This is a genomic window from Allobosea sp. CS1GBMeth4 (assembly GCF_900185715.1).
Classification (GTDB): Bacteria; Pseudomonadota; Alphaproteobacteria; order Rhizobiales; family Beijerinckiaceae; genus Allobosea.
The window spans coordinates 84652-107798 of sequence record NZ_FYAS01000030.1 but is presented as its reverse complement, the minus strand read 5'-3'; the positions used below and the strand labels follow the sequence as shown (position 1 = coordinate 107798).

Sequence of the window (23147 nt, the reverse complement as noted above, 5' to 3'; positions counted from 1 at the left end):
AGGCTGCAATTGGAGCCTCTTGCGGCCTGAGCTGGTGGGGGGCGAGCCCGACCAGGACGACTTCAAATCAGCATTTCAGTATCGCTGAAAAATTCGATTTCATTCATTGCAGCTGAACCAAAGCCGTATTAGCTTCGGCTCATGAAGCTCGACGCCTGGCTCCTTCAGACCAAAACCGCGCGCAGCGCCTTTGCCCGGCAGGTCGGCCTGTCGCCGGCCAGCGTCACGGCGCTCTGCAACGATCCGTCCGCCTGGATCTCGCGCGAGAGCGCCGAGCGCATCGCCACCGCGACCGGCGGCGCCGTCACCCCCAACGACTTTCTGGGCCTGCAGGGCTCGCGAGGAACCGGCATGAGCCACGTCACCGAAGCCATCGAAGCCTTCGCGCGCGGTGAGATCGTCATCGTCACCGATGACGACGACCGCGAGAACGAGGGCGACCTCATCGTCGCCGCCTCGCTGTGCACGCCGGAGAAGATGGCGTTCATCATCCGCAACACCTGCGGCATCGTCTGCGCGCCGCTGACGGCGAGCGAGGCGAGACGCCTGCGGCTCGACCCGATGGTCTCGTCCAACGACGCCCCGCTCGGCACCGCCTTCACCATCACCGTCGACGTCAAGCACGGGCTCACCACCGGCATCTCGGCCGAGCAGCGCACCAACACGGTGCGTGCGCTCGCCAACGGCAATATGGGCGCCGCCGACTTCGTCCGCCCCGGCCATGTCTTCCCGCTGATCGCCAAGGATGGCGGCGTCCTGATGCGCTCGGGCCATACCGAGGCTGCCGTCGACCTGTGCAAACTCGCCGAGCTGCCGCCCGTCGGCGTGATCTGCGAGCTCGCGAATGACGACGGCACGGTGATGAAGGGCGCGCAGATCACCGCCTTCGCGCAGAAGCACGGTCTCAAGCAGATCACGGTCGCCGATCTGATCGCCTATCGCCAGGCGCGCGAGAAGCTGGTCGAGCGCGTGCACTCCTTCCCGGTCAAGACCGAGTTCGGCGAGATGACCGGCCATGTCTATGTCACGCCCTTCGACGACACCCAGCATTTCGCCTTCGTCATGGGCAAGCTCGGCGACGGCGAGAAGGTGCCGGCCCGGCTGCACCGCGCCAATGTCGTCGCCGACGTGCTCGGCGGCGCCTCGACGATCCAGTGCGCGCTGCGCCGGTTCCAGCAGGAGGGCCGGGGCGTGCTGATCTATCTGCGCGACGGCTCGGCCGGCGTGCCGATCAACAGCGTCGAGGACGAGGGCTCCTCGGATGCGCTGCGCTCGCAGCAATGGCGCGAGGTCGGCCTCGGCGCCCAGATCCTGCGCGATCTCGGCGTCGCCTCGATCGTCAACCTGGCGTCCTCGACCCGCGCCTTCGTCGGCCTCTCCGGCTTCGGCATCGAGATCGCCGAGACCGCGCCGCTGGAGTAGCGGGCAGCAGGCAGTAGGTCTCCCCGGCTGCCTACTGTCGCCATTCACCCCCGCATCAGCGCCATGACGTGGGCGGCGGCCGATTTCGACAGGCCCTCGAGGTCGTAGCCGCCTTCCAGCACCGAGACGAGGCGCCCGCCGGCATGGCGGTCGGCGACCTCCATCAGCTGCCGCGTCGCCCAGGCGAAGTCCGATTCCTTCAGATTGAGGTTGGCGAGCGGATCGCGCCAATGCGCGTCGAAGCCGGCCGAGATGATGACGAGATCGGGCCGGAAGGCGTCCAGCCGCGGCAGGATCGCGCTCTCGAAGGCGTCCCGGAAGGCCTCGCCCCCGTCTCCCGCCCTGAGCGGGACGTTGACGATGGTGCCGTGCTCGCCACGCTCGGAAGGAGCGCCTGTGCCGGGATAGAGCGGCATCTCATGGGTCGAGGCGTAGAGCACGCTGGCGTCGGACCAGAAGATCTCCTGCGTGCCGTTGCCGTGATGGACGTCCCAGTCGACGATGGCGACGCGTTCGGCGCCATGGGCCGATTGCGCATGGCGCGCGGCGATGGCGGCGTTGTTGAAGAAGCAGAAGCCCATCGCCTTGTCGCTCTCGGCATGGTGCCCGGGCGGGCGCATGGCGCTGAAGGCGTTGCGGGCGCGCTGCGTCATCACCTCGTCGACGGCGAGGGTCGCGGCTCCGACACCATGCAGCGCGGCCGAGAGCGTACCTGGCGACATGATCGTGTCGGCATCGACCTGGACCATGCCGTCCTGCGGCGCCGCAGAGACGATCGCCTGCGCATAGGCGGCGGGATGGCAGAGGCCGATCTGGGCGAGCGTCCCTTCCGGCGCCTCGACGCGCTGGAGCGCGGCGAAGCGCTCCTCCTCCAGCGCCTGCTCGACGGCGCGGATGCGGTCCGGCCGCTCGGGATGACCCGGCGGCGTGACATGGCGAAGGCTGGAGGGATGGCTGATCAGCAGCGTCGTCACGCACGGCTCTCCGAAGGGCGGCATCAACATCAGGGGGGCTCGGGCCGGACCGACTCGATCCGACCAGCGCCCCCTCTCGCTTCCGACGGGACCTGGTTTCCCGGTCGCCCCGCCATGCATGCCGACCTGCAGGAGCCCCGACCCGAAGCGTGACCATATTGTCACTGCAACGCGGCAAGACGCCAGAGCGGTCCATCAACTTCATTGCCTCAACATCGTTTGCACCGTAAGACCGGCCTGTGTTCGGCCCGGGTCCTGTCCTGTCGGGTCACCGATTCTTAACGAAGCATTCATCATAACGAGCGCCGTTCCGGTGCCGGCGGTGGAAACCATGAAGCAGACTTTCGTTGCGGTGCTCGGCCTGTCGGTTCTGCTCGGCGCCTGCCAGTACAAGAGCGTCAGCGCTCCGGCCCTGTCGACGCGCGATGCCGAATACATGGCGCTGGTGCCGAACTTCGAGACGCAGATCACGCATCTGCCCTACGAGATCAACGACCCGACTGGCGAAGAGCCGGGCACCATCGTTGTCGATACGACGGAGAAGTTCCTCTACTTCGTCCTGCCCAACAGGAAGGCGATCCGCTACGGCGTCGCGACCGGCGACGAGGCCTTCGGCTGGACCGGGACGGCGGTGATGCAGCGCAAGGCCGAGTGGCCGCGCTGGACCCCGCCGGCGGAGATGATCGCGCGCTGGCCGCATCTGGCGCCGCGTGCCGGCGGCATGGAGGGCGGGCCGGACAATCCGCTCGGCGCCCGCGCCCTCTATCTCTATCAGAACGGCAAGGACACGCTCTACCGCATCCACGGCACCAACGAGCCGGAGACGATCGGCCGCTCGGCTTCGTCCGGCTGCATCCGGATGCGCAATATCGATGCGATCGACCTCTACAACCGCGCCCAGGTCGGCGGGAAGGTCATCGTCCGGTAGGGCTCGCCTTCTCGCATCAACCTCGTCATTCCGGCCGCAGCGAAGCGGAACGCCGGAATCGATCGCAGGGCTCCTGTACTCTGCGATGGATTCCGGATCGGTGCCGCCATCGCGGCTCGTCCGGAACGACGGAGCTCCATGAAGGCGGCGGCGAGCCGTTTCACCCCAGCTCGACCAGCACGATCTCCGGCGGCGCGCCCAGCCGGATCGGCAGCTTGCTGGTGCCGAGCCCGGCCGAGACGATGAGGTCGCGGCCGTTCTCCCGCACATGGCCGTAGGCATAGCGGTTGCCGTAGCGCGACGGCACCAGAGGCGACCAGCCGAACAGCCTGACCTGGCCGCCATGGGTGTGGCCCGACAGGGTGAGCGTGATCCGCGCCGGAGCGCCGGCAAAGATGTCGGGCTCGTGGGCCATCAGGATCAGCGGCGCATCGTCCTCGAACATGGCGAGCGTCGCGGGCAGATCGTCGATGCCGTAGCGGCGGCCGCGAGGCCTGCGCCGCATGGCGAAGGCCTCCTGATCGCCCAAGCCGGCGAGCCAGAGCGGACCGGCGCCGGTCTCGAGCCTGAGAGCGCGGTTCTCGAGGACCGGGATGCCCGCGGTCTCGAGCGCGAGGCCGGCCTGCGTCGGGCCTCCGAGCCTGTGCTGGGCACGTTCATCCTGCCACCAGTCGTGGTTGCCGAGCACAGCGAAGCGGCCGGCGGGCGCCGCGAGGCGGGCGAGTTCGGAAGCCCATTCGGATGGCGCGGGATCGCCGGGACGGCGGGCGCGGCTGGCGACGAAATCGCCGAGCAGCAGCACGAGGTCCGGTTTCAGCAGATTAACCTGATCGACGATGGCGCCGACACGGGAGAGCGGCATATGGACGCCGCCGACATGCAGGTCCGAGATCACGGCGAGCCGAAGCTGCTTGCCATCGGGCCAGCCCGCCGGCTTGAGGCGATAGCGCGTCACGCCCTGCCGCGCCGGCTCCCAGGCATAGGCATATCCGCCGAGCCCGAAACCGGACAGAAAAAGACCGGCGAGAGTCCGGAGGACTCTGCGCCGGTCAAGCATGGAGGGTCTCGGTCGGAGGTCGTCGTATCAATCTTCGAAACCGTTGCGCAGGAGCGCCGGAACGTCCCTGTGCTGGGCGGTCAACGCGGTCGGGGTCCAGCGGGTTCCAGCCAGGATGGCAGGAATCGCGATCGGACGGAAGCGCGACGCATAGGCCTCCCGGGCGCTGGCATCATGGAAGCTGGCGGAACGGTGCGCCGGCTGGCGCGGCTTATGCGTGGACATGATCCTCGGTTTCCAGTTCGTCGTGCCGGCGGTTCCTGGGCCGCCGGCACTGCCAATGTCGCTGTCGATCGGGTCGCACCGGCGGCGGCATTTTGAATTTGTCGTGACATTTTTCGTGTCACACCGAGGCTTTGGTCAGCTTTGGCACAGTTTCGCGGGGAGGTGGCAACCACCACCGTCTTTCCGGGGCAGCGCGAAGCGCTGAGCCCGGAAGCCATGAACACCGGCAGATTTCAGAAGAGCGATGACCGCGGTATTGAGACCGGCTTCACCCGTGTTCATGGGTTCCGGGCACGCCGCTGCGCGGCGCCCCGGAATGACGGCGTGATTCCGGCGCCATCCTTCAGCCCGCCAGCAGCCCTTCGGCCTTGACCCAGTCCAGGGTCTTGGCGAGCGCCCGCTCATAGCGGTCGAACATCTCGTCGATTTCGGCTTCGCTGATCACCAGCGGCGGGCAGAAGGCGACGCGGTCACCGCCCATGGCGCGCAGGATCACGCCTTCCTCCTGGGCGAAGGAGACCGATTTGGCGGCGACGCCCTTCTTGGCCTCGAACTGCGCCTTGCTCGCCTTGTCCCTGACGAACTCGACGCCGCCGATCAGGCCGACGCCGCGCGCCTCGCCGATCAGCGGATGGTCGGCGAGCCTGCCGAGGCGCTGGAGGAATTTCGGCGCGATCGAGCGCACGCGCTCGACGATCCGGTCACGCTGGTAGATCTCCAGCGTCTTGACCGCGACCGCGCAGCCGACCGGGTGTCCGGCATAGGTGTTGCCATGGCCGAAAGTGCCGATCTTCCTGCTCTGGTCGACCAGCACTTGGTAGACCGGCTCGTTGATCAGCACCGCGCTGAGCGGGAAATAGGCCGAGGTCAGCGCCTTGGCGCAGGAGAGCGTGTCGGCCTTCATCTTGTAGGTGGTGGTGCCGAACATCTCGCCGGTGCGGCCGAAGCCGGTGATGACCTCGTCGGCGATGAACAGGATGTCGTATTTGGCGAGCACGGCGTTGATCGCCTCGAAATAGCCCTCCGGCGGGGTGACCGCGCCGCCGGCGCCCATCACCGGCTCCGCGATGAAGGCGGCGACCGTGTCCGGCCCCTCGCGCTGGATCATCTCGTCGAGCTCGGCGGCGAGGCGCGCCGAGAAGTCGAGCTCGCTCTCGCCCGCCTGCGCAAAACGGTAATGATGCGGGCAGGAGGTGTGCAGGACGTTCGGGATCGGCAGGTCGAAATCGGTGTGATTGGCCGGCAGGCCGGTCAGCGAGGCCGAGGCGACGGTGACGCCGTGATAGGCCTTCAGCCGCGAGATGATCTTCTTCTTCTTCGGCCGGCCGAGCGCATTGTTCACATACCAGACCAGCTTGACCTGGGTGTCGTTCGCGTCCGAGCCGGAGGCGCCGTAGAACACCTTGGAGATCGGCACCGGGGCGATCTCCTTCAGCTTCTCGGCCAGCTCGATCGCCGGGTCGTGGCTGCGGCCGGAGAAGATGTGGGTGAAGGGCAGCTTCTTCAGCTGCTCATAGGCGACGTCGCAGAGCTCCTCGTTGGAATAGCCGAGGGAGGTGCACCAGAGGCCGGCCATGCCCTCGATATAGTCCTTGCCCGAGACGTCGTAGACGAACACGCCCTTGCCGCGCTCGAGCACCAGCGGGCCGACCTCGCGATGGGTGGCGAGGTTGGTGTAGGGGTGGACGAGCGTCTCGATGTCACGGACGGCAAGGTTGGTCAGCATTCCCGGCTCCCGGTGCTTATGCGTGGATTATGCGAGCATAGACCGCGACCCGCGCAAGCGCTGAGCGATTTTCCTGCAGAGCGGAGCAGAGTCTGGCGCGGGGCGGGCCTTCCTCGCTGCGTCCTGCCGAACCGTTCACCGTCATTCCGGCCGCAGCGAAGCGGAGCGCCGGAATCCATCATAGGGCTCCGGGGCCCTACGACCGGAGATCCGCGATGGATTCCGGAGCTGCGCCGCTATCGCGGCTTGTCGGAACGACGGTGAGGGGACGCAGAGCAACTTTCAAACGCCTCCAAACCCGCTTGCCAGCCGCAGCCCGGATGCGCATGGTTCCGCGCCCGTCCGAGAGGTCACGCATGATCGATCCCGCCCGCATGGCGAACCAGCCGGCGCCCGGCCGCGACTGCGGCAGCTGCACGCTGTGCTGCAAGGTCTATGATGTGCCGGCGGTGGAGAGCCTCGCCGGCAGCTGGTGCAGGCATTGCCAGCCCGGCCGGGGTTGCGCCATCCATGCGACGCGGCCGGAGCACTGCCGGGCCTTCTTCTGCCTGTGGATGACGCAAGGCTTCCTCGGGCCGGAATGGAAGCCCGACAAGGCGCGCTTCGTGCTGACCATGGACCCGGCGACGAACTGGCTGTTCGTCCAGCTCGATCCCGGCGCGCCGCAGGCCTGGCGCAAGGAGCCCTATCTGACGCAGCTGCGCCGCTGGGCCGCGGCCGGCAACCGCCCGGTGATCGTCTTTCTCAACAGATCGGCGACCGCGGTGATGCCGGACCATGACGTGCCGCTCGGGACGATCACGCCCGACGAGCGGCTGGTGCTGCGCGAGGAGCTCGCCGCCGGGCGGCCGCGAATGACGGTTGTGAAGGTCCGGGCGGCCGCATGAGCGGGCCGAGCCCCATGCTGCACCACCTCTCGCTCGGTGTCGCCGATCTCGACCGTGCGAGCGCATTCTACGATGCGGTGCTCGCGCCGCTCGGCTATGTCCGGGTCTGGAGCGACCTTCGGCCCGGCGAGGCCGATCAGGCGGTCGGCTATGGTATGCCGGATGGCCGCGACAAGCTGGCGCTGAAGCACCGTCCGGACGGGCAGCGGCCCCCGGGGCCGGGCTTCCATGTCGCCTTCGCCGCACCCGACCGGCGGGCCGTCGATGCCTTCCATCGCGTGGCGCTCCAGCATGGTGGCCGCGACAATGGCGGGCCCGGCCTGCGGGCGCATTACGGCCCGCATTATTATGCAGCCTTCGTCATCGATCCCGACGGACACGCCATCGAGGCCGTGTTCAACGCGGCGGTGTAGCGTTACCAAGACAGGAGAACGCCCTTGAGCAAGCGGGCGCGCGACTACGGCCTGATCTGCGGCGCGCTGCCGCCCGGCCCGCTCAACGCGATCACCGATGTGGCCGGCGTCGCCGTCGGCCATCGCACCGTGCGGGAGGGCGAGATCCTCACCGGCTTCACGGCGGTGCTGCCGCATCAGGGCGACCTCTTCCGCGAGAAGGTGAGGGCCGGCGTCGAGGTGATCAACGGCTTCGGCAAGAGCGCCGGGCTGATGCAGCTCGCCGAGCTCGGCCAGATCGAGACGCCGCTCCTGCTCGGCAACACCTTCTCCGTCGCCACCGGCATCGAGGCGCTGGTCGGGCGGGCGCTCGCCGGCAATCCGGAGATCGGCCGCGGCACCGGCACGGTCAACTCGGTCGTGCTCGAATGCAATGACGGTTTCCTCTCCGACATCCGCGCCCGCCGCCTGACCGTGGCGGATGCGGGCGCGGCGCTCGATGCCGCCGGCGGCGGGCCGGTCGAGGAGGGCGCGGTCGGCGCCGGCACCGGCATGAGCGCCTTCGGCTTCAAGGGCGGCATCGGCACCGCCTCGCGCCTGATCGAACTCGATGGCCGCAGCTTCACCGTCGCCGTGCTGGTGCAGGCGAATTTCGGCAATGCCGGCGATCTCGTCCTGCCCGATGGCCGCCGCCCGGTGCCACCGGCCGCGAGCCCGGCCCAGGCGCCGGAGCGCGGCTCGGTGATCATCATCCTGGCGACCGACCTGCCATTGGAGAGCCGGCAGCTCACCCGCATCGCCCGGCGCTGCGGCGCGGGGTTGGCGCGGCTCGGCGCCTTCTGGGGCAATGGCAGCGGCGACATCGCCATCGGCTTCTCGACCGTCGGCCGGATCGCGCATTTCGACGAGGCCGATCTCGTGCCGCTCACCGTGCTCAACGAGAACCGGATCGACCTGCCCTTCCGCGCCGCGGCCGAGGCGACGCAGGAGGCGGTGCTGAACGCCATGCTGGCCGCGCCGGAGACGATCGGGCGCGACGGCAATCGCCGGCCGTCGCTGGCGGATTTCCTATGAAAGAAGGCTGGGGCGAAGCGCGGATTGCACGCGAAAGTTGAGCTGCTATTAGTCTGTTGCGTACCGACCGGTGATCGGAATCGAGAGCATGAACGTCCGCCTGTTTTTGACGGTTGTACTGTCAGCTCTTGTCTTCGCAGGGATGACAATGGCTCAAAACGCTCTCAAGCAAGCCTTCTCTGCTGACCCCAAAGTTCGAGCGATGACGGAGGCGTATTCGCTCGACGCGGTTGACCATGCCAAGGCACATTTCGGAATCGAGCTGGATTGGTCGGAGCGGAGTGTCGAGGCGGTTGAGCAACTCCTCGCGCAGATGAACCGCATGTATGTCGGATCCAACCCCCGCCCGTCTGAGGAAGAAATTTCCGCGGTCGCAAAGGCTTATGGCAGCTATGTCGGTGAGGTGTATCGCCGTCATCACGGTGCCGAGTGGGGCACGATGACGATCGAGGGCGGCAGCTTCCCAGCCGTGCAGGCAAAATCGGGAGCAGTCTTCTGGCCTATCGGAAAAGCTCTGAAGCGGATCAAGGACGGCCCCGCAGAGAATATCGCCTTCTACTACCGAGGTCTTTTACCTAAGTGAGTTGCCGAGGCTCGTCGGCACTCTGAAGCCGCCGCCCGACTTCTCCAGCATCGCCCCGACAGCGATCGCAGTGCGGTCCTCGCCGAAGGGCGCGATGATCTGCACGCCGGTCGGCAATCCCGCTTGCGACAGCCCGACGGGAGCCGAGAGCGAAGGCAGGTCGGAGCCGGTGGCGAGGCTCGCCCAGCACAGGAAATCGAGATAGGGGCGCGGGGTGCCGTCGATGTCGAGCCGGCGGGTGTGGAAATCGGGCAGATGATCGTGCTTCAACGCTGCCACCGGCGCCGGCGGGCAGAGCAGCACGTCCCAGTTCTGGAAGAAGCGGGCCCATTGCCGCTTCAGCGCGAGGCGGCGCTGATGGAGCTGCTGGTAGAGGCCGGGCGTCATTCTCGCGCCGCGGGCCTGCAGCGCCTGATGCGAGAGGTCGCCGGGCGCGAATTTCGCCGCCTGCGCCTGGATACGGGCGCGCACCTTGGGCGGCAGGCCATAGGCGACGACGGCGTGGTTCAGGAGGGCATAGACCTCATAGGCCTCGCTGAAGCGGAAGCCGGGGCGGGCGGTCTCGTCGACGATCGCGCCGGCTTCGGCCAGGCGTCGTCCGGCTTCGCGCACCGCGTCCGAGACCTCGCGCGTGACCGGGGCGAACGGCTCCTGCGCCCAGACCGCGACGCGCAGGCCCTTTGCGTCTAGCTTGCGCGGGGCGGGCAGGGCGGCTCCGACGACATTCGGATCGCGCGGGCCGGTCAGCACCGGCAGGATCAGGTCGAGATCCTCGGTTGCCCGTGCGATCGGACCGGCGACGACGAGGTCGGCATTGCGTAAAGTGCGCCGCTCCGGCGGCGGCGGGATCAGCCCCCACGTCGAGACCAGGCCCCAGCTGGTCTTGAGGCCGAAGACGCCGCAGGCCTGGGCCGGCCAGCGGATCGAGGAGCCGAGATCGGAGCCGAGCTCGAAGGCGCTCATCCCCGTCGCGACCGCCACCGCCGCGCCGCCCGAGGAGCCGCCGGGCGAATACTCGGGATTCCAGGGATTTCTGGCGACGCCATGGGCCGGGTTGTAGCTCTGGAAGTCGCCGGAGAAGACCGGCACAAGCGTCTTGCCGAGGATGACCGCGCCGGCGGCGCGCAGGCGGGCGACGGCGGCAGCGTCCTCTTGCGGGACGCGCTCCTTATAGGCGGGCAGGCCGCCGGAGGAGGGCAGTCCGGCGACGTCGAAAGCGTCCTTGATCGTGATCGGCAGGCCTTCGAGCGGGCGGGCCTCGCCGGCGGCGATGCGCCGGTCCGATTCCGCCGCCATGCTTCGTGCCGCCGCGCGATCCTGCGCGACGACGGCGTTGAGGGAAGGGTTCAGCGCGTCGATGCGGGCGAAGGTCGCCTCGAGCAACTCGGTGGCGCTGAAGCGGCGGGCCAGCAGATCGGCGCGCAGGCTGGTTGCTGAGGCGGTGAGGTCGATCGAGGCCATCGGGGGGTCCGGCGGAGGGGACTTGAATCGTAGACCAGGGGTGTGGGCCGGGACAATGAAGTGCTGTGCGTAGCGGAGTGCGCAAACCCCTCTCCCGGATGGGAGAGGGGCAGGGGTGAGGGACCGCCGCTGATCGTTGGGTGCCGCGGCTGCCGCTGCGACCTCAATCGGATAGGGCAGGCCCTCATCCCTGCCCTTCTCCCACGCGGGAGAAGGGTTCCCCGCGCACTTCTTTCATGTTCGGCTCTCTACCCCGCCATCCGCTGCTCCATCGTCCTCAGGAAATCCTCGCCGTCCTTCACACCGAGCTCATAGGCGAAACGGATGCCCTCCCAGTTGCTGATGGTGAACTGGCTGACCGGGATCGGCTGCGACGGGCGGGCATAGGTGCGGCCTTCGACCTGCGGCACCTCGGCGAAGGGGCGCGTCAGCAGCACGAGCGTCGGCGCGCCGGCGGCTTCCACGTCGGCGAGCGCCCAGGCCGGGGCGCTGTCGACCAGCCCGCCATCGAGTGCGGCGCGGCTGGCGACGGCGCCGGCGGGCATGAAGGGCGGCACCGAAGCGCTCGCCATCAGCGCCGCGACGAGCTCGTCCGGGCCGGCGCAATCGGCGATGCGGATCAGATCGGGCCGGAAGCCGAGGCGGCGCCCGGCGGTCGGGTGGACCGGGCGGCGCAGGCGCTTCTCGAGCTGATAGGCGCCGATGCCGAGCGCCGCGATCAGCGGCAGCGGCCAGAAGCGCGGCGGCCGCGAGACCGCGATCAGGAAGTCGGCCTGCGCCCCGAGTTCGGCCAGCCGCCCGGGTGTGAACAGCAGGCGAAGCATGTCGCGATACATCTCGCCGACCGGGAAGAGCCGCCCGCCGCGGCGGAAGGCTGCCCAGTCGAGATCGGAGGTGCGGCCGATGCAGGCCTCGCGCACCAGCTCGCGCACGGTCGGCCCGAGGCCGAGAGCGGTATAGAGCATGGCGAAGGCGCCGGCGCTGGCGCCGACGACCCGGCGCGGCTTCAGGGCGAGCCGGGGCGCCACCGTCTCGTGGAAGCCGCCCTGCCAGTAGCAGCGATTGCCGCCGCCGGCATAGGCGAGACCCTGGAACATCAGGGCGCGTCGACGGCGCGGGCGCGCTCGCGCCAGGCGAGGACGAGGCGGTCGAGCTCGGCGATATCCTCCGCCGGCAGCTTGCCCAGCGTCTGCGCGACATAGTCGCGCTGCGCCGCGATGCCGGCCTCGGCGAGGCGCCGGCCCTCGGGGGTCAGATGCATCGCATAGGAGCGCCGGTCGCCGACGATGGCGCGGCGCTCGACCAGCCCGGCCTGGACCAGCCGGTCGACCAGGCCGGAGACGTTGCCCTTGGTGACGTAGAGCCGCTCGGCGAGCTCGGACTGGCTGATGCCCTCGCGCTCGGTCAGGGTCGAGAGCAGGTCGAACTGCGGGATGGAGAGCCCGAGCTCGCGGATGCGCACCGTCATCTGCCCGAGCATGCGCTGATGCAGCCGCATGAAGCGGAACCAGACGCGGTCCGGCTCGACGGGCTCCGGGACGGGGGCAGGGCGCGGCAGAGACAAGGCGTTCATTCCCTAGATCGTTTAGTTCTAAACTAACTCATCCCCCAATCGGGCGCGAGGGCTTTCGCCGCGCGGCGCCCGCTCGCTATGCTGCCAAAAACCGAGGCGAGACGACAGGGAGAAACGCATGCTCGGGCTGATGCAGCATTGGCCGCTGCTGATCCACCGGATCATCGACCACGCGGCGATCCAGCATGGCGGCCGCGAAGTCGTCTCCCGCAGCGTCGAAGGGCCGGTCCGACGCACGGATTACGCCGGAATTCGCCGGAATGCGCTGACTATCGCCAAGCGGCTGACGCGGGACGGCATCCGTCTCGGCGACCGCGTCGCGACGCTGGCCTGGAACACCGACCGGCATCTCGCGCTCTGGTACGGCATCAGCGGCATGGGCGCGATCACCCACACCGTCAATCCGCGGCTCTTTCCCGAGCAGATCGCGCAGTTGATCAACCATGCCGAGGACCGGCTGGTCTTTCTCGACCTCACCTTCATCTCCCTGATGGAGGGCCTGCAGGACAAGCTGCCGAGCGTCGAACGCTATGTCGTGCTGACCGACGCCGCGCATATGCCGCAGACTTCGCTCAGGAACGCGGTGCCCTATGAGGACTGGCTCGCCGGGGCCGACGCCGATTTCGCCTGGGCGCAGTTCGACGAGAACACCGCGGCCGGGCTCTGCTACACCTCGGGCACGACCGGCGGGCCCAAGGGCGTGCTCTACTCGCACCGCTCGAACGTGCTGCACGCCATGGCCTGCGCCCAGCCGGACTATATGGGCCTGTCGGCACGCACCGTCGTCATGCCGGTGGTGCCGCTCTTCCACGCCAACAGCTGGTCGCTCGCCTACTCGGCGCCGATGACCGGGGCGAAGCTGGTCATGCCGGGCATGAAGCTCGACGGTGCCTCGCTGCTGGAACTGCTCAACGGCGAAAAGGTGACGCTGACCGCGGCGGTGCCGACCGTCTGGCTCGGCCTGCTGCAGCATCTCGAAGCGACCGGCGGCAGGCTCGACACGCTGAAGCGCGTCGTGATCGGCGGCTCGGCCTGCCCGCGGGCGATGACCGAGGCGTTCGAGACCCGGTACGGCGTCACAGTCGACCATGCCTGGGGGATGACGGAGATGAGCCCGATCGGCTCGTTCTGCTCGATCAAGCCGGTCTATGACGGGCTCGCGGGCGAGGCGCTCTACGATCTCAAGGTCAAGCAAGGCCATCCGCCCTTCACCGTCGAGTTCCGCCTGACCGACGATGACGGACGCGACCTGCCCTGGGACGGCAAGACCTTCGGCCGGCTCAAGGTGCGCGGGCCGGCCGTCGCCGGGGCCTATTACCAATACGACCAGATCCTCGACGAGCACGGCTTCTTCGACACCGGCGACGTCGCGACCATCGACCCGCACGGCTACATGCAGGTCACGGACCGCTCCAAGGACGTGATCAAGTCCGGCGGCGAGTGGATCTCCTCGATCGAGCTCGAAAACCTCGCCATCGGCCATCCCGATGTGGCGGAGGCGGCGGTGATCGGCGTTTCCCATCCGAAATGGGACGAGCGGCCGCTGCTGGTGATCGTGCCCAGGCCGGGGCGTTCGCCCGGCCGCGAGGAGATGCTGGCCTATCTCAGCGGCAAGGTCGCGAAATGGTGGCTGCCGGACGATGTCGTGCTGGTCGAGGCGATCCCGCACACGGCGACCGGCAAGATCCAGAAGACGGCGCTCAGGGAGATGTTCAGGACGTACCGGCTGCCGGGCGCCTGAGCACCGGCCTCAATCGATCCGGCAGATCTCCGAGCGGACGAGGAAGCGGCGTTCGCGGCCATTGTCGAGCGAGAACATGCCGCCGCGGCCCGGCACGACGTCGATGGTCAGCGTCGTGTGCTTCCAGGCTTCATATTGCGCGGCGCCGATATAGAACGGCGTCCCGCCGATCGTGCCGAGCAGCACGTCGCGGTCGCCGAGGATGAAGTCGCCGCGCGCATAGCACATCGGCGAGGAGCCATCGCAGCAGCCGCCGGACTGGTGGAACAGCACCGGGCCGTACTCGGCGATGATCTCGTCGAGCAGCGCGATGGCGGCAGGCGTCGCCCGGACCGCGGGTTGCGCCCCTGCGGACGAGGCCTGCTGGGCCACCCTCAGGCCGCCAGGTCGAGCACGATGCGGCCCTCGATCTGGCCCTTGTGCATCCGCTCGAAGACCTCGTTGATGTCCTCGAGCTTCGCCGTGGAGATCGTCGCCTTGACCTTGCCGTCGGCGGCGAAGTCGAGCGATTCCTGCAGATCGAGCCGCGTCCCGACAATCGAGCCGCGCACCGTGATGCCGTTCAGCACCATGCCGAAGATGTCGAGCGGGAAGCCGCCGGGCGGCAGGCCGTTGAGCGAGATCGTGCCGCCGCGGGAGACCATGCCGATGGCCTGCTCGAAGGCCTTGGGGCTGACCGCGGTGACGAGCACGCCCTGGGCGCCGCCGCCGGTCTCGCGGCGGATCACGCTGCGGGGATCCTCGTTCCGGGCGTTGACGGTGACGGTCGCGCCCAGGCGCCGCGCCAGATCGAGCTTGGCGTCGTCGATGTCGACCGCGGCGACGTTGAGGCCCATCGCCCTGGCGTATTGCACCGCCATGTGGCCGAGGCCGCCGATGCCGGAGATCACGACCCAGTCGCCCGGCTTGGTGTCGGTGACCTTGAGGCCCTTGTAGACCGTGACGCCGGCGCACAGCACGGGGGCGATCTCGGTGAAGGCAATGTTGTCCGGCAGGTGCCCGACATAGTTCGGGTCGGCGACGACGTATTCGGCGAAGCCGCCATTGACCGAATAGCCGGTGTTCTGCTGGGCCTCGCACAAGGTCTCCCAGCCGCCGAGGCAGTGCCGGCAATGGCCGCAGGCGGTGTAGAGCCAGGGCACGCCGACGCGGTCGCCCTCCTTGACGTGCTTGACGCCGGCCCCGACCGCCGAGACGAAGCCGACGCCCTCATGGCCCGGAATGAAGGGCGGGTTCGGCTTCACCGGCCAATCGCCTTCGGCGGCGTGGAGATCGGTATGGCAGACGCCGGAAGCCTTGATGGCGACCTGGATCATGCCCGGGCCGGGCTCGGGCACCGGCACCTCGTCGATCGTCAACGGCTTTCCGAACATCCGCACGACGGCGGCCTTCATCGTCCTGGCCATGGCTGGGAAACCTCCGTTTTCGACTGGTCGGGCCGGCGTCCGTGAGCATCGCTCCGGAATGGTCCTGCACCCTCGACGCATGGTGGTCGCGGTCCGGGAGGGGATCCTTGATGCAGCGCAAGCTGCGCGGCGATCGGCTTCCCTCCCGGCGCGGGATCAGAAGAAGCCGAGCTTCTTCGGGGCGTAGCTGACCAGGAGATTCTTGGTCTGCTGGTAATGGTCGAGCATCATCTTGTGGTTTTCGCGGCCGATGCCGGACTGCTTGTAGCCGCCGAAGGCCGCATGGGCCGGATAGGCGTGGTAGCAGTTGGTCCAGACGCGGCCGGCCTGGATGGCGCGGCCGAAGCGGTAGGCGCGGGTGCCGTCGCGGGTCCAGACGCCGGCGCCGAGGCCGTAGAGCGTGTCGTTGGCGATCGACAGCGCCTCCTCGTCGTCCCTGAAGGTCGTCACCGAGACGACCGGGCCGAAGATCTCCTCCTGGAAGATGCGCATCCGGTTGTGGCCGCGGAACACGGTCGGCTTGACGTAGTAGCCGCCGGCGAGGTCGCCCGGCAGCTGGTTGCGCTCGCCGCCGATCAGGACCTCGGCGCCCTCCTTCCGGCCGATGTCGATATAGGAGAGGATCTTCTCCAGCTGCTCGCCGGAGGCCTGCGCGCCGACCATGGTCGCGGGATTGCGCGGGTCGCCGAGCACGATCGCCTCGACCCGCTTCAGCGCCTTCTCCATGAAGCGGTCGTAGATCGTCTCGTGGATCAGCGCCCGGCTCGGGCAGGTGCAGACCTCGCCCTGGTTCAGCGCGAACATGACGAAGCCCTCGATGGCCTTGTCGAGGAAGTCGTCATCCTCCGCCGCGACGTCCTGGAAGAAGATGTTCGGCGACTTGCCGCCGAGCTCCAGCGTCACCGGGATCAGGTTCTGCGAGGCGTACTGCATGATCAGCCGCCCCGTCGTCGTCTCGCCGGTGAAGGCGATCTTGGCGATGCGCGGGCTGGAGGCGAGCGGCTTGCCTGCTTCCAGGCCGAAGCCGTTGACGATGTTGAGGACGCCGGGCGGCAGGATGTCCGCGATCAGCTCGGCCAGCACCAGGATCGAGGCGGGCGTCTGCTCGGCCGGCTTGAGCACGACGCAGTTGCCGGCCGCCAGAGCCGGCGCGAGCTTCCACACCGCCATCAGCAGCGGGAAGTTCCAGGGGATGATCTGGCCGACGACGCCGAGCGGCTCGTGGAAATGATAGGCCACGGTGTCGTGGTCGATCTCGGAGATGCCGCCTTCCTGGGCGCGGACGGCGCCGGCGAAGTAACGGAAATGGTCGATGGCGAGCGGCAGGTCGGCTGCCGTGGTCTCGCGGATCGGCTTGCCGTTGTCCCAGGTCTCGGCGAGGGCGAGCGTGCCGAGATTGTCCTCGATCCGGTCGGCGATGCGGTTGAGCAGCAGGGCGCGCTCGGCGGCGCTGGTGCGGCCCCAGGCCTCCCTGGCGGCATGGGCGGCGTCGAGCGCGGCCTCGATGTCGGCCGCGTCCGAGCGGGCGACCTCGCAGAGGAGCTGGCCATTGATCGGCGACCGGTTCTCGAAATAGCGGCCCGCCGCCGGCTCGGTCCATTTGCCGCCGATGAAGTTGCCGTAGCGTGCCTTGAACGGCGCGGCGGCGGAATGGACGAATTCGGGCTTGTTCATGCTGACCTCCCTGGAACGACGCTGACATCCGCGTCCTGCCTGGAAGTGTCGCCGACGCCGCAGCCCTGTCAGCCCCGCCGGCGCAACGGGCACCGGCCCAGTGTCGCAGCGCTGCGACACTGTGCGGTGCAATATTTCAGTGCGGGCGCTCGAGCCCGAGCCGGCCGAGCTTGCGATGCAGGGTGGCGCGCGAGAGGCCGAGCTGGCGCGCCGCGGCCGTGACGTTCCCGCCGGAGCGGATCAGGGCGCGTTCGACGATGACGCGCTCGGCATGGCGCAGCCCGTCCTCGTAGCGCGCTTCGGCGTCGTCGCTGGCGGGCACCGGCCTGCCGATCAGGTCGCCGCGATGGCGATAGGCCTGGCGCGCCGCGCGCGTGGCGCCGATCACGAGATCGTCCCTGTCGACCGCGAGGAGGGCGTTGGGCGTCCAGTCCGCCGCGGGCGCCACGACGATCCGGGCCTGCGGATAGGCGAGACGGAAGGCTTCGGCCTCGATCCGGCGGGCGGCGTCGCCGACGGCGACCGCGACGAGATTGACGAGGTCGTCGCCGAGATCGGCACGGCAGGAGGAGACGTCGAGCGCGCCGGCGAGACGGCCCTCGTGATCGTAGATCGGCGCGGTCGTGCAGGAGAGCAGGGTGTTGCGCGTGAAGAAGTGCTGATGGCGGTGAATGGTCAGGGCGCGCTGCTCGACGAGGCAGGTGCCGATGCCGTTGGTGCCCTCGCTGTCCTCGCTCCAGACGCAGCCCGTCCACAGCCCCCAGCTCTCGAAGGTTCCGTCGTCGCCGGGCGCGCCGCGGCGCTCGACCGGGACACCGTGCCGATCCGCCAGCAGGACGCAGCAGCCCATGCCGCCGACGGCGAGAAAGAGGCGGTCCAGGGTCGTCTGGGCGGCCCTGAGCAGCGGCGCGACGTGCTCCCGGGCCATGGCGAGGTCGTGATCGCCGAGCCGCTGCGGCAGCCGGCGCTCGGCGGGATCGAGCCGGTGCAGGGCGGCCGAGCGCTTCCAGGATGCGACGAGAGCCGACATCGCGGCCTCGCCCGCCTCGATGGCGCGATGGATCCTGTCCGCATGCTGGCGCCGCTCGGGATGCCGCATCGCCTCCTCCCGGTCGTTCTCGTTCTGCACCGCCCGTCACGTCCGGGTGGCATGGTTCCACAGGTGCGGCGGCATGGCGAGACCACCAAAAGTCGGCCTCTCGGCCGCGGCGGCGATCTCGCCGCCGGCGCTCAGCCGCCCGCGATCCGCAGCTCCTGCGCCAGGAAGCCGGCCAGCGCGCGCGCCGCGGGGCCGGTGCGGCCGGGGGCGAGGTGAAGCGCGATCTCGGAGGCGGGCAAAGGGGGCAGTCCTTCCGCCTCTCCGATGAGCCGGAGGCCTTGGCGGGCCGTGCCCGCCTTGACCACGGTCAGCGCCGCGCCGGCGGCGGCGACGGCCTCGACCGCGCCGATGCTGGAGGAGGAGAACAGGATGCGCCAGGGCAGGCCGGCCTCGTTCAGGGCGGCGAGGGCCCATTCGCGATACATGTTCGGCGCCTTCAGCAGGGCCAGCGGCAGCGGCCCTGCCGGCGGGAAGTCGTGCCGGTCGGACCAGGCCCAGGCGGTGCGCTCGGCCCGCAGCACCTCGCCGCTGCCGTCGCCGGCTTTCTGTGTCGCCAAGACGAGGTCGAAGGCCTCGCCGAGGCTGGCGATCAGGTCGCGGGTGAAGCCGGTGGTGACCTCGAGCTCGACCTCGGGATGCGAACGGGCGAAGCGCGCGAGCGTCTCCGGCAGGACGATGGTGGCGTAATCGTCCATCACCGCGAGGCGAACCCGGCCGGAGACGCTCTGGGCCCTGACGACATCGAGCGCCTCGTCGTGGAGCGCGACGATGCGGCGGGCGTAAGACAGGAAATCCTCTCCGGCGCGGGTCAGCAACACCTCCTGCGGCGAACGCAGCAACAAGGCCTGGCCGACGATCTGCTCGAGCTTGCGCACCTGTGTCGAGATGGTCGACTGCGTGCGGGCGAGGGCGGCCGCGGCGCGGGTGAAGGAGCGCAGCTCCGCGATGGTGACGAAGGAACGCAGCAGGTCGATGTCGATATTGCGCAGCATCGCAAGGCCTTTCGCGCCCGCAGCATGGACGGCGCCGATGGTCAAAATCGAATAATTCAATTTTGGCTGGCCGGGCGCGCCCGCTAGCTATAGGGCGAGCCCTTCTGTTCGGATGTAGCGTCAACGAGGTCAAGCATGCCGAGGCTGAGATCCGCCACCACCACCCATGGCCGCAACATGGCCGGCGCGCGAGGCCTCTGGCGCGCCACCGGCATGAAGGATTCGGATTTCGGCAAGCCGATCATCGCGGTGGTGAACTCCTTCACCCAGTTCGTGCCCGGCCATGTCCACCTCAAGGACCTCGGCCAGCTGGTGGCGCGCGAGATCGAGAAGGCCGGCGGCGTCGCCAAGGAGTTCAACACCATCGCGGTCGATGACGGCATCGCCATGGGCCATGACGGCATGCTCTATTCGCTGCCCTCGCGCGAACTGATCGCCGACAGCGTCGAGTACATGGTCAACGCCCATTGCGCCGACGCGATGGTCTGCATCTCCAATTGCGACAAGATCACGCCCGGCATGCTGATGGCGGCGATGCGCCTCAACATCCCGACCGTGTTCGTCTCGGGCGGGCCGATGGAAGCCGGCAAGTTCATCGCCGAGGGCGTGTTGAAGAAGGTCGACCTGGTCGACGCCATGGTCGCCGCCGCCGACGACAAGTACAGCGATACCGAGGTCGAGGTGATCGAGCGCTCGGCCTGCCCGACCTGCGGCTCGTGCTCGGGCATGTTCACCGCCAATTCGATGAACTGCCTGACCGAGGCGCTGGGCCTGGCGCTGCCCGGCAACGGCTCGACGCTGGCGACCCATGCCGACCGCAAGCGCCTCTTCGTCGAGGCCGGGCATCTGATCGTCGACATCGCCAGGCGCTGGTACGAGCAGGACGACGCCACGGTGCTGCCGCGCAACGTCGCGAGCTTCAAGGCCTTCGAGAACGCGATGACGCTCGACATCGCCATGGGCGGGTCGACCAATACGGTGCTGCATCTGCTCGCCGCGGCGCACGAGGCCGAGGTCGACTTCACCATGGCCGACATCGACCGGCTGTCGCGGCGCGTGCCGGTGCTGTGCAAGGTCGCCCCGGCGGTCGCCAACGTCCATATGGAAGACGTCCACCGCGCCGGCGGCATCATGGCGATCCTCGGCGAGCTCGACCGCGCCGGGCTGATCGACACCTCGCTGCCGACCGTGCACAGCGCCAGCATGGCCGAGGCGCTGGAGCGCTGGGACGTCAAGCGCACTGCGAGCGAGGCGGTGAAGAGCTTCTACAGCGCCGCGCCCGGCGGGGTGCCGACGCAGGAAGCCTTCAGCCAGGACCGGCGCTTCGCGGAGCTCGACCTCGACCGGCAGGCCGGCGTGATCCGCGACAGGGCGCATGCCTATTCGCAGGATGGCGGGCTCGCCGTGCTCTACGGCAACATCGCGCAGGACGGCTGCATCGTGAAGACGGCGGGCGTCGATGCCTCGATCCTGACCTTCTCCGGCAAGGCGGTGATCTTCGAGAGCCAGGACGCGGCGGTCGAGGGCATTCTCAACAACAAGGTCAAGGCCGGCGAGATCGTGCTGATCCGCTATGAGGGGCCGCGCGGCGGGCCGGGCATGCAGGAGATGCTCTATCCGACCAGCTATCTGAAGTCGAAAGGCCTCGGCAAGCTGTGCGCGCTGGTCACCGACGGGCGCTTCTCCGGCGGTTCCTCCGGCCTCTCGATCGGCCATGTCTCGCCCGAGGCGGCCGAGGGCGGCGCGATCGGCCTGGTCGAGAGCGGCGACGTGATCGAGATCGACATCCCCGGCCGCAGGATCGAGCTCAAGGTCTCCGACGAGGAGCTGGCGGCCCGACGCGCCGCGATGGAGGCCAGGGGCAAGCAGGCCTGGAAGCCGGGGGCGCCGCGCAAGCGCAAGGTCTCGACGGCGCTCAAGGCCTATGCGGCGCTGGCGACCAGCGCGGCGAAGGGGGCGGTCAGGGCGATCGACTGAGACGGGCCGTTTCGTCGTTCCGGGCTCGCTGCTGGCGCAGCGCCCCGGAACGACGGGGGAGGAGTTCCCCGCTTGCCTTCGCTCCGGCGCTCGGCCACCTAAGAGGGATGCACCGGCGCCTCGTCCTGGAAGAGCCCGTCTCGCGCGCCGCGCTCTGGAGCCGGCGGCTGGCTCTGTTCGGGCTGACGGTCGTGCTGCTGGCCGTGCTGGTCTTCCGCTTCGGCCAGCCCTCGCTCGAAAGGCTGGCGCCGATCGCCGGCGCCTATGTCTTCGTGCTGCTGGCCTTCCTGCTGTCGCTCGCGGCCTTCATCAGGATCTGGCAGGACGGGCACCGTGGCGTCGGCATCGCCGTGCAGGCCTTCCTGCTCTGCCTGCTGCTGCTCGCCCCGGTCGCCTATGCCGGATTCCAGCTCGCGACCCTGCCGCTGATCAGCGACGTCTCGACCGATGTCGACGAGCCGCCCGCCTTCAGCCGTTCGCGCGTCGTGCTGGCGGCGCGGGAGGGGCGCGTGCCGCCGGATCTGCCGGGCGAGCGGCGCAGGGCGCAGCGCCAGGGCTATCCGAAGGCGCTGCCGATCGTGCTCGAGCTGCCGGCCGAGGTCGCCTACGACATCGCCCGCAAGGCCTGCGTCAATCTCGGCTGGCGGGTGCTGGAAGGGGCGGCGCCCGGCGGGCGCAGCGGTGCCGGCCGGCTCGACGCGGTCGCGACATCGCGCGTGCTGCGCCTTCAGGACGACATCACCATCCGCATCCGTCCGCGCGCCGACGGCAGCCGCATCGACATCCGCTCCGCCTCGCGGCTCGGCGGCTTCGATTTCGGCAGCAATGCCCGCCATATCGCCGCGTTCGAGGAGGAGGTGAAGCTGCTGGTGGAACTGCGCTGAACTGCGTCGCCGACGTCGGCAATGCGAGCGTAGCGGAGCAGGCAGGAGCGGCGGAGCGCTACGTCTTCCTGGATTGCTTCGTCGCTACGCTCCTCGCAATGACGGCAGGGCTTCAGGCCAGCCGGTAGCGGCTCGTCAGCGCCGGCGCCTCGTCGTCGCAGAGCACGACGCCGCGCGCGACCAGGTCCTCGAGCTGCGCCAGCACCGAGAGCGAGGCGGCGCCGCGCAGGGCGGCCGGCAGCTCCTGGTAGATCGGCGGCACCATCGCGGGAATGGTCTCGTCGCCGGCCTGCAGGCGGCCGAGGATCGCCGCTTCGCGCAGGCGGCGATGCTGGACCAGGCCGCGCAGGAAGCGCTGCGGCTCGCGCACCGGCCCGCCATGGCCGGGCCAGTAGCGCCTGTCCTCGCGGCCGCGCAGTTTCTCGACCGAGGCCATGTAGGCGGCCATCGAGCCGTCGGGCGGGGCGACGATCGAGGTCGACCAGGCCATGACGTGGTCCCCGGAGAACAGCGTGTCCTCCTCCGGCAGGGCGAAGGCGAGGTGATTGGCGGTATGGCCGGGCGTCTCGAGCGCCTGGAGCGTCCAGCCGGGGCCGGAGACGGCGTCGCCCTCGGTCATGACGAGATCGGGCGCATGGTCCTTGTCGGCGGAGGCGTCGAGCGGGTTGATCTCCCCGAGGACGAGCTCGCGCGCCGGACGGTGCGGGCCGCAGCCGACGATGCGGGCGCCGGTGGCGGCCTTGAGCGCGCGCGCGGCGGGCGAATGATCGCGGTGGGTGTGGGTGACGACGATGTCGGTGACGGTCTCGCCCGCGATGCTCGCGAGCAGGCGCCCGACATGGCCGGGATCGTCCGGCCCCGGATCGATGATCGCGACTCGGCCGCGGCCGACCACATAGCTGCAGGTGCCGGTGAAGGTCATCGGTCCGCCATTGCCGGCGATCAGGCGGCGCACCAGCGGCGAGAGCTGGACGAGCTCGCCGGCGGCGGCGCCGGGGTCGCGATCGAAGTCGAGGGCGTCGCCGTCATCTGCTGTGGAGCTGGTCATCTGCGCATCCGGAAGCGGGCAGGA

The 23147-nt window shown here is 69.0% G+C and carries 21 protein-coding genes; 9 read left to right on the top strand and 12 right to left on the bottom strand.

The genetic code is table 11. From position 1 onward, the window contains the following. Positions 1–141: 141 nt before the first annotated feature. On the top strand, positions 142–1422 hold the full coding sequence (gene ribB / locus CS1GBM4_RS17820) for a 3,4-dihydroxy-2-butanone-4-phosphate synthase (RefSeq protein WP_186420076.1): 1281 nt from the start codon (positions 142–144) through the stop codon (positions 1420–1422). Between the two features lie 44 nt (positions 1423–1466). On the opposite strand, the gene CS1GBM4_RS17815 is transcribed toward ribB, so the two are convergent. Then, positions 1467–2396 (bottom strand): histone deacetylase family protein, encoded by a 930-nt coding sequence (locus tag CS1GBM4_RS17815; protein WP_186420075.1) that lies wholly within the window; start codon positions 2394–2396, stop codon positions 1467–1469. Between the two features lie 331 nt (positions 2397–2727). Here CS1GBM4_RS17815 and CS1GBM4_RS17810 point away from each other — a divergent pair, with 331 nt between their 5' ends. Continuing rightward, positions 2728–3324: a L,D-transpeptidase gene (locus CS1GBM4_RS17810; RefSeq protein ID WP_186420074.1), complete on the top strand. Its 597-nt coding sequence runs from the start codon at positions 2728–2730 to the stop codon at positions 3322–3324. Positions 3325–3484: 160 nt separating this feature from the next. On the opposite strand, the gene CS1GBM4_RS17805 is transcribed toward CS1GBM4_RS17810, so the two are convergent. Beyond that, on the bottom strand, positions 3485–4279 hold the full coding sequence (locus tag CS1GBM4_RS17805) for a metallophosphoesterase (RefSeq protein ID WP_348522333.1): 795 nt from the start codon (positions 4277–4279) through the stop codon (positions 3485–3487). 670 nt (positions 4280–4949) lie between these two features. Then, positions 4950–6332, bottom strand: a complete 1383-nt coding sequence (locus CS1GBM4_RS17800; RefSeq protein WP_186420072.1) for an aminotransferase — start codon at positions 6330–6332, stop codon at positions 4950–4952. Positions 6333–6688: 356 nt separating this feature from the next. Between CS1GBM4_RS17800 and CS1GBM4_RS17795 the strand changes: the two genes are divergently transcribed. The 4 genes from CS1GBM4_RS17795 to CS1GBM4_RS17780 all read left to right on the top strand — a co-directional run bounded on the left by CS1GBM4_RS17795 (position 6689) and on the right by CS1GBM4_RS17780 (position 9268). Then, positions 6689–7219, top strand: a complete 531-nt coding sequence (locus CS1GBM4_RS17795) for a hypothetical protein (RefSeq protein WP_186420071.1) — start codon at positions 6689–6691, stop codon at positions 7217–7219. A 14-nt stretch (positions 7220–7233) separates the two neighbouring features. Next, positions 7234–7632, top strand: a complete 399-nt coding sequence (locus CS1GBM4_RS17790) for a VOC family protein (protein ID WP_186420252.1) — start codon at positions 7234–7236, stop codon at positions 7630–7632. A gap of 24 nt (positions 7633–7656) precedes the next feature. Next, positions 7657–8685 (top strand): P1 family peptidase, encoded by a 1029-nt coding sequence (locus tag CS1GBM4_RS17785; RefSeq protein ID WP_186420070.1) that lies wholly within the window; start codon positions 7657–7659, stop codon positions 8683–8685. Between the two features lie 88 nt (positions 8686–8773). Continuing rightward, positions 8774–9268 carry a hypothetical protein gene (locus CS1GBM4_RS17780; protein ID WP_186420069.1) on the top strand — a complete coding sequence of 165 codons (495 nt, stop codon included), beginning with the start codon at positions 8774–8776 and terminating at the stop codon, positions 9266–9268. Here the strand turns inward: CS1GBM4_RS17780 and CS1GBM4_RS17775 are convergent. The 3 genes from CS1GBM4_RS17775 to CS1GBM4_RS17765 form a co-directional block, all read right to left on the bottom strand. Continuing rightward, positions 9257–10729, bottom strand: a complete 1473-nt coding sequence (locus CS1GBM4_RS17775) for an amidase family protein (RefSeq protein ID WP_186420068.1) — start codon at positions 10727–10729, stop codon at positions 9257–9259. The two genes, CS1GBM4_RS17780 and CS1GBM4_RS17775, sit on opposite strands and share 12 nt — an antisense overlap. A 248-nt stretch (positions 10730–10977) precedes the next feature. After that, complete coding sequence (locus CS1GBM4_RS17770; protein ID WP_186420067.1) at positions 10978–11826, bottom strand: patatin-like phospholipase family protein; 849 nt, start codon at positions 11824–11826, stop codon at positions 10978–10980. Next, complete coding sequence (locus CS1GBM4_RS17765) at positions 11826–12302, bottom strand: MarR family transcriptional regulator (RefSeq protein ID WP_186420066.1); 477 nt, start codon at positions 12300–12302, stop codon at positions 11826–11828. Before CS1GBM4_RS17765 ends, CS1GBM4_RS17770 begins: the two co-directional genes overlap by 1 nt. Before the next feature lie 118 nt (positions 12303–12420). Between CS1GBM4_RS17765 and CS1GBM4_RS17760 the strand changes: the two genes are divergently transcribed. After that, a complete protein-coding gene (locus CS1GBM4_RS17760) occupies positions 12421–14043 on the top strand; it encodes a long-chain-fatty-acid--CoA ligase (protein WP_186420065.1) in 1623 nt (540 codons plus the stop codon). Between the two features lie 9 nt (positions 14044–14052). On the opposite strand, the gene CS1GBM4_RS17755 is transcribed toward CS1GBM4_RS17760, so the two are convergent. The 5 genes from CS1GBM4_RS17755 to CS1GBM4_RS17735 all read right to left on the bottom strand — a co-directional run bounded on the left by CS1GBM4_RS17755 (position 14053) and on the right by CS1GBM4_RS17735 (position 19214). Then, the gene (locus CS1GBM4_RS17755; RefSeq protein WP_186420064.1) at positions 14053–14415 is read right to left on the bottom strand and encodes a DUF779 domain-containing protein; all 363 of its coding nucleotides are present in this window, start codon (positions 14413–14415) and stop codon (positions 14053–14055) included. Positions 14416–14417: 2 nt separating this feature from the next. Next, positions 14418–15449 (bottom strand): alcohol dehydrogenase AdhP, encoded by a 1032-nt coding sequence (gene adhP, locus CS1GBM4_RS17750; RefSeq protein ID WP_186420063.1) that lies wholly within the window; start codon positions 15447–15449, stop codon positions 14418–14420. Positions 15450–15605: 156 nt separating this feature from the next. Beyond that, positions 15606–17123: an aldehyde dehydrogenase gene (gene adh, locus CS1GBM4_RS17745; protein ID WP_186420062.1), complete on the bottom strand. Its 1518-nt coding sequence runs from the start codon at positions 17121–17123 to the stop codon at positions 15606–15608. 136 nt (positions 17124–17259) lie between these two features. Next, positions 17260–18222: a GAF domain-containing protein gene (locus CS1GBM4_RS17740; protein ID WP_186420251.1), complete on the bottom strand. Its 963-nt coding sequence runs from the start codon at positions 18220–18222 to the stop codon at positions 17260–17262. A 131-nt stretch (positions 18223–18353) separates the two neighbouring features. Next, entirely contained in the window at positions 18354–19214 is an 861-nt protein-coding gene (locus CS1GBM4_RS17735) for a LysR substrate-binding domain-containing protein (RefSeq protein WP_186420061.1), read from the bottom strand. Positions 19215–19349: 135 nt separating this feature from the next. Between CS1GBM4_RS17735 and ilvD the strand changes: the two genes are divergently transcribed. Further along, positions 19350–21191 (top strand): dihydroxy-acid dehydratase, encoded by a 1842-nt coding sequence (ilvD, locus tag CS1GBM4_RS17730; protein WP_186420060.1) that lies wholly within the window; start codon positions 19350–19352, stop codon positions 21189–21191. 107 nt (positions 21192–21298) lie between these two features. Then, positions 21299–22075: a DUF1499 domain-containing protein gene (locus CS1GBM4_RS17725; protein WP_186420059.1), complete on the top strand. Its 777-nt coding sequence runs from the start codon at positions 21299–21301 to the stop codon at positions 22073–22075. Positions 22076–22187: 112 nt separating this feature from the next. Here the strand turns inward: CS1GBM4_RS17725 and CS1GBM4_RS17720 are convergent, their stop codons facing one another. Next, positions 22188–23123 carry an MBL fold metallo-hydrolase gene (locus tag CS1GBM4_RS17720; RefSeq protein WP_186420058.1) on the bottom strand — a complete coding sequence of 312 codons (936 nt, stop codon included), beginning with the start codon at positions 23121–23123 and terminating at the stop codon, positions 22188–22190. Positions 23124–23147: the final 24 nt, after the last annotated feature.

Coding starts and splice junctions, on each gene's coding strand:
- CS1GBM4_RS17775 (WP_186420068.1), bottom strand. CDS start 10,729: ATGGCCTCGATCGACCTCACCGCCTCAGCAACCAGCCTGCGCGCCGAT.
- adhP (WP_186420063.1), bottom strand. CDS start 15,449: ATGGCCAGGACGATGAAGGCCGCCGTCGTGCGGATGTTCGGAAAGCCG.
- CS1GBM4_RS17740 (WP_186420251.1), bottom strand. CDS start 18,222: ATGCGGCATCCCGAGCGGCGCCAGCATGCGGACAGGATCCATCGCGCC.
- CS1GBM4_RS17795 (WP_186420071.1), top strand. CDS start 6,689: ATGATCGATCCCGCCCGCATGGCGAACCAGCCGGCGCCCGGCCGCGAC.
- CS1GBM4_RS17790 (WP_186420252.1), top strand. CDS start 7,234: ATGCTGCACCACCTCTCGCTCGGTGTCGCCGATCTCGACCGTGCGAGC.
- CS1GBM4_RS17765 (WP_186420066.1), bottom strand. CDS start 12,302: ATGAACGCCTTGTCTCTGCCGCGCCCTGCCCCCGTCCCGGAGCCCGTC.
- adh (WP_186420062.1), bottom strand. CDS start 17,123: ATGAACAAGCCCGAATTCGTCCATTCCGCCGCCGCGCCGTTCAAGGCA.
- ilvD (WP_186420060.1), top strand. CDS start 19,350: ATGCCGAGGCTGAGATCCGCCACCACCACCCATGGCCGCAACATGGCC.
- CS1GBM4_RS17770 (WP_186420067.1), bottom strand. CDS start 11,826: ATGTTCCAGGGTCTCGCCTATGCCGGCGGCGGCAATCGCTGCTACTGG.
- ribB (WP_186420076.1), top strand. CDS start 142: ATGAAGCTCGACGCCTGGCTCCTTCAGACCAAAACCGCGCGCAGCGCC.
- CS1GBM4_RS17810 (WP_186420074.1), top strand. CDS start 2,728: ATGAAGCAGACTTTCGTTGCGGTGCTCGGCCTGTCGGTTCTGCTCGGC.
- CS1GBM4_RS17720 (WP_186420058.1), bottom strand. CDS start 23,123: ATGACCAGCTCCACAGCAGATGACGGCGACGCCCTCGACTTCGATCGC.
- CS1GBM4_RS17735 (WP_186420061.1), bottom strand. CDS start 19,214: ATGCTGCGCAATATCGACATCGACCTGCTGCGTTCCTTCGTCACCATC.
- CS1GBM4_RS17800 (WP_186420072.1), bottom strand. CDS start 6,332: ATGCTGACCAACCTTGCCGTCCGTGACATCGAGACGCTCGTCCACCCC.
- CS1GBM4_RS17725 (WP_186420059.1), top strand. CDS start 21,299: ATGCACCGGCGCCTCGTCCTGGAAGAGCCCGTCTCGCGCGCCGCGCTC.
- CS1GBM4_RS17760 (WP_186420065.1), top strand. CDS start 12,421: ATGCTCGGGCTGATGCAGCATTGGCCGCTGCTGATCCACCGGATCATC.
- CS1GBM4_RS17780 (WP_186420069.1), top strand. CDS start 8,774: ATGAACGTCCGCCTGTTTTTGACGGTTGTACTGTCAGCTCTTGTCTTC.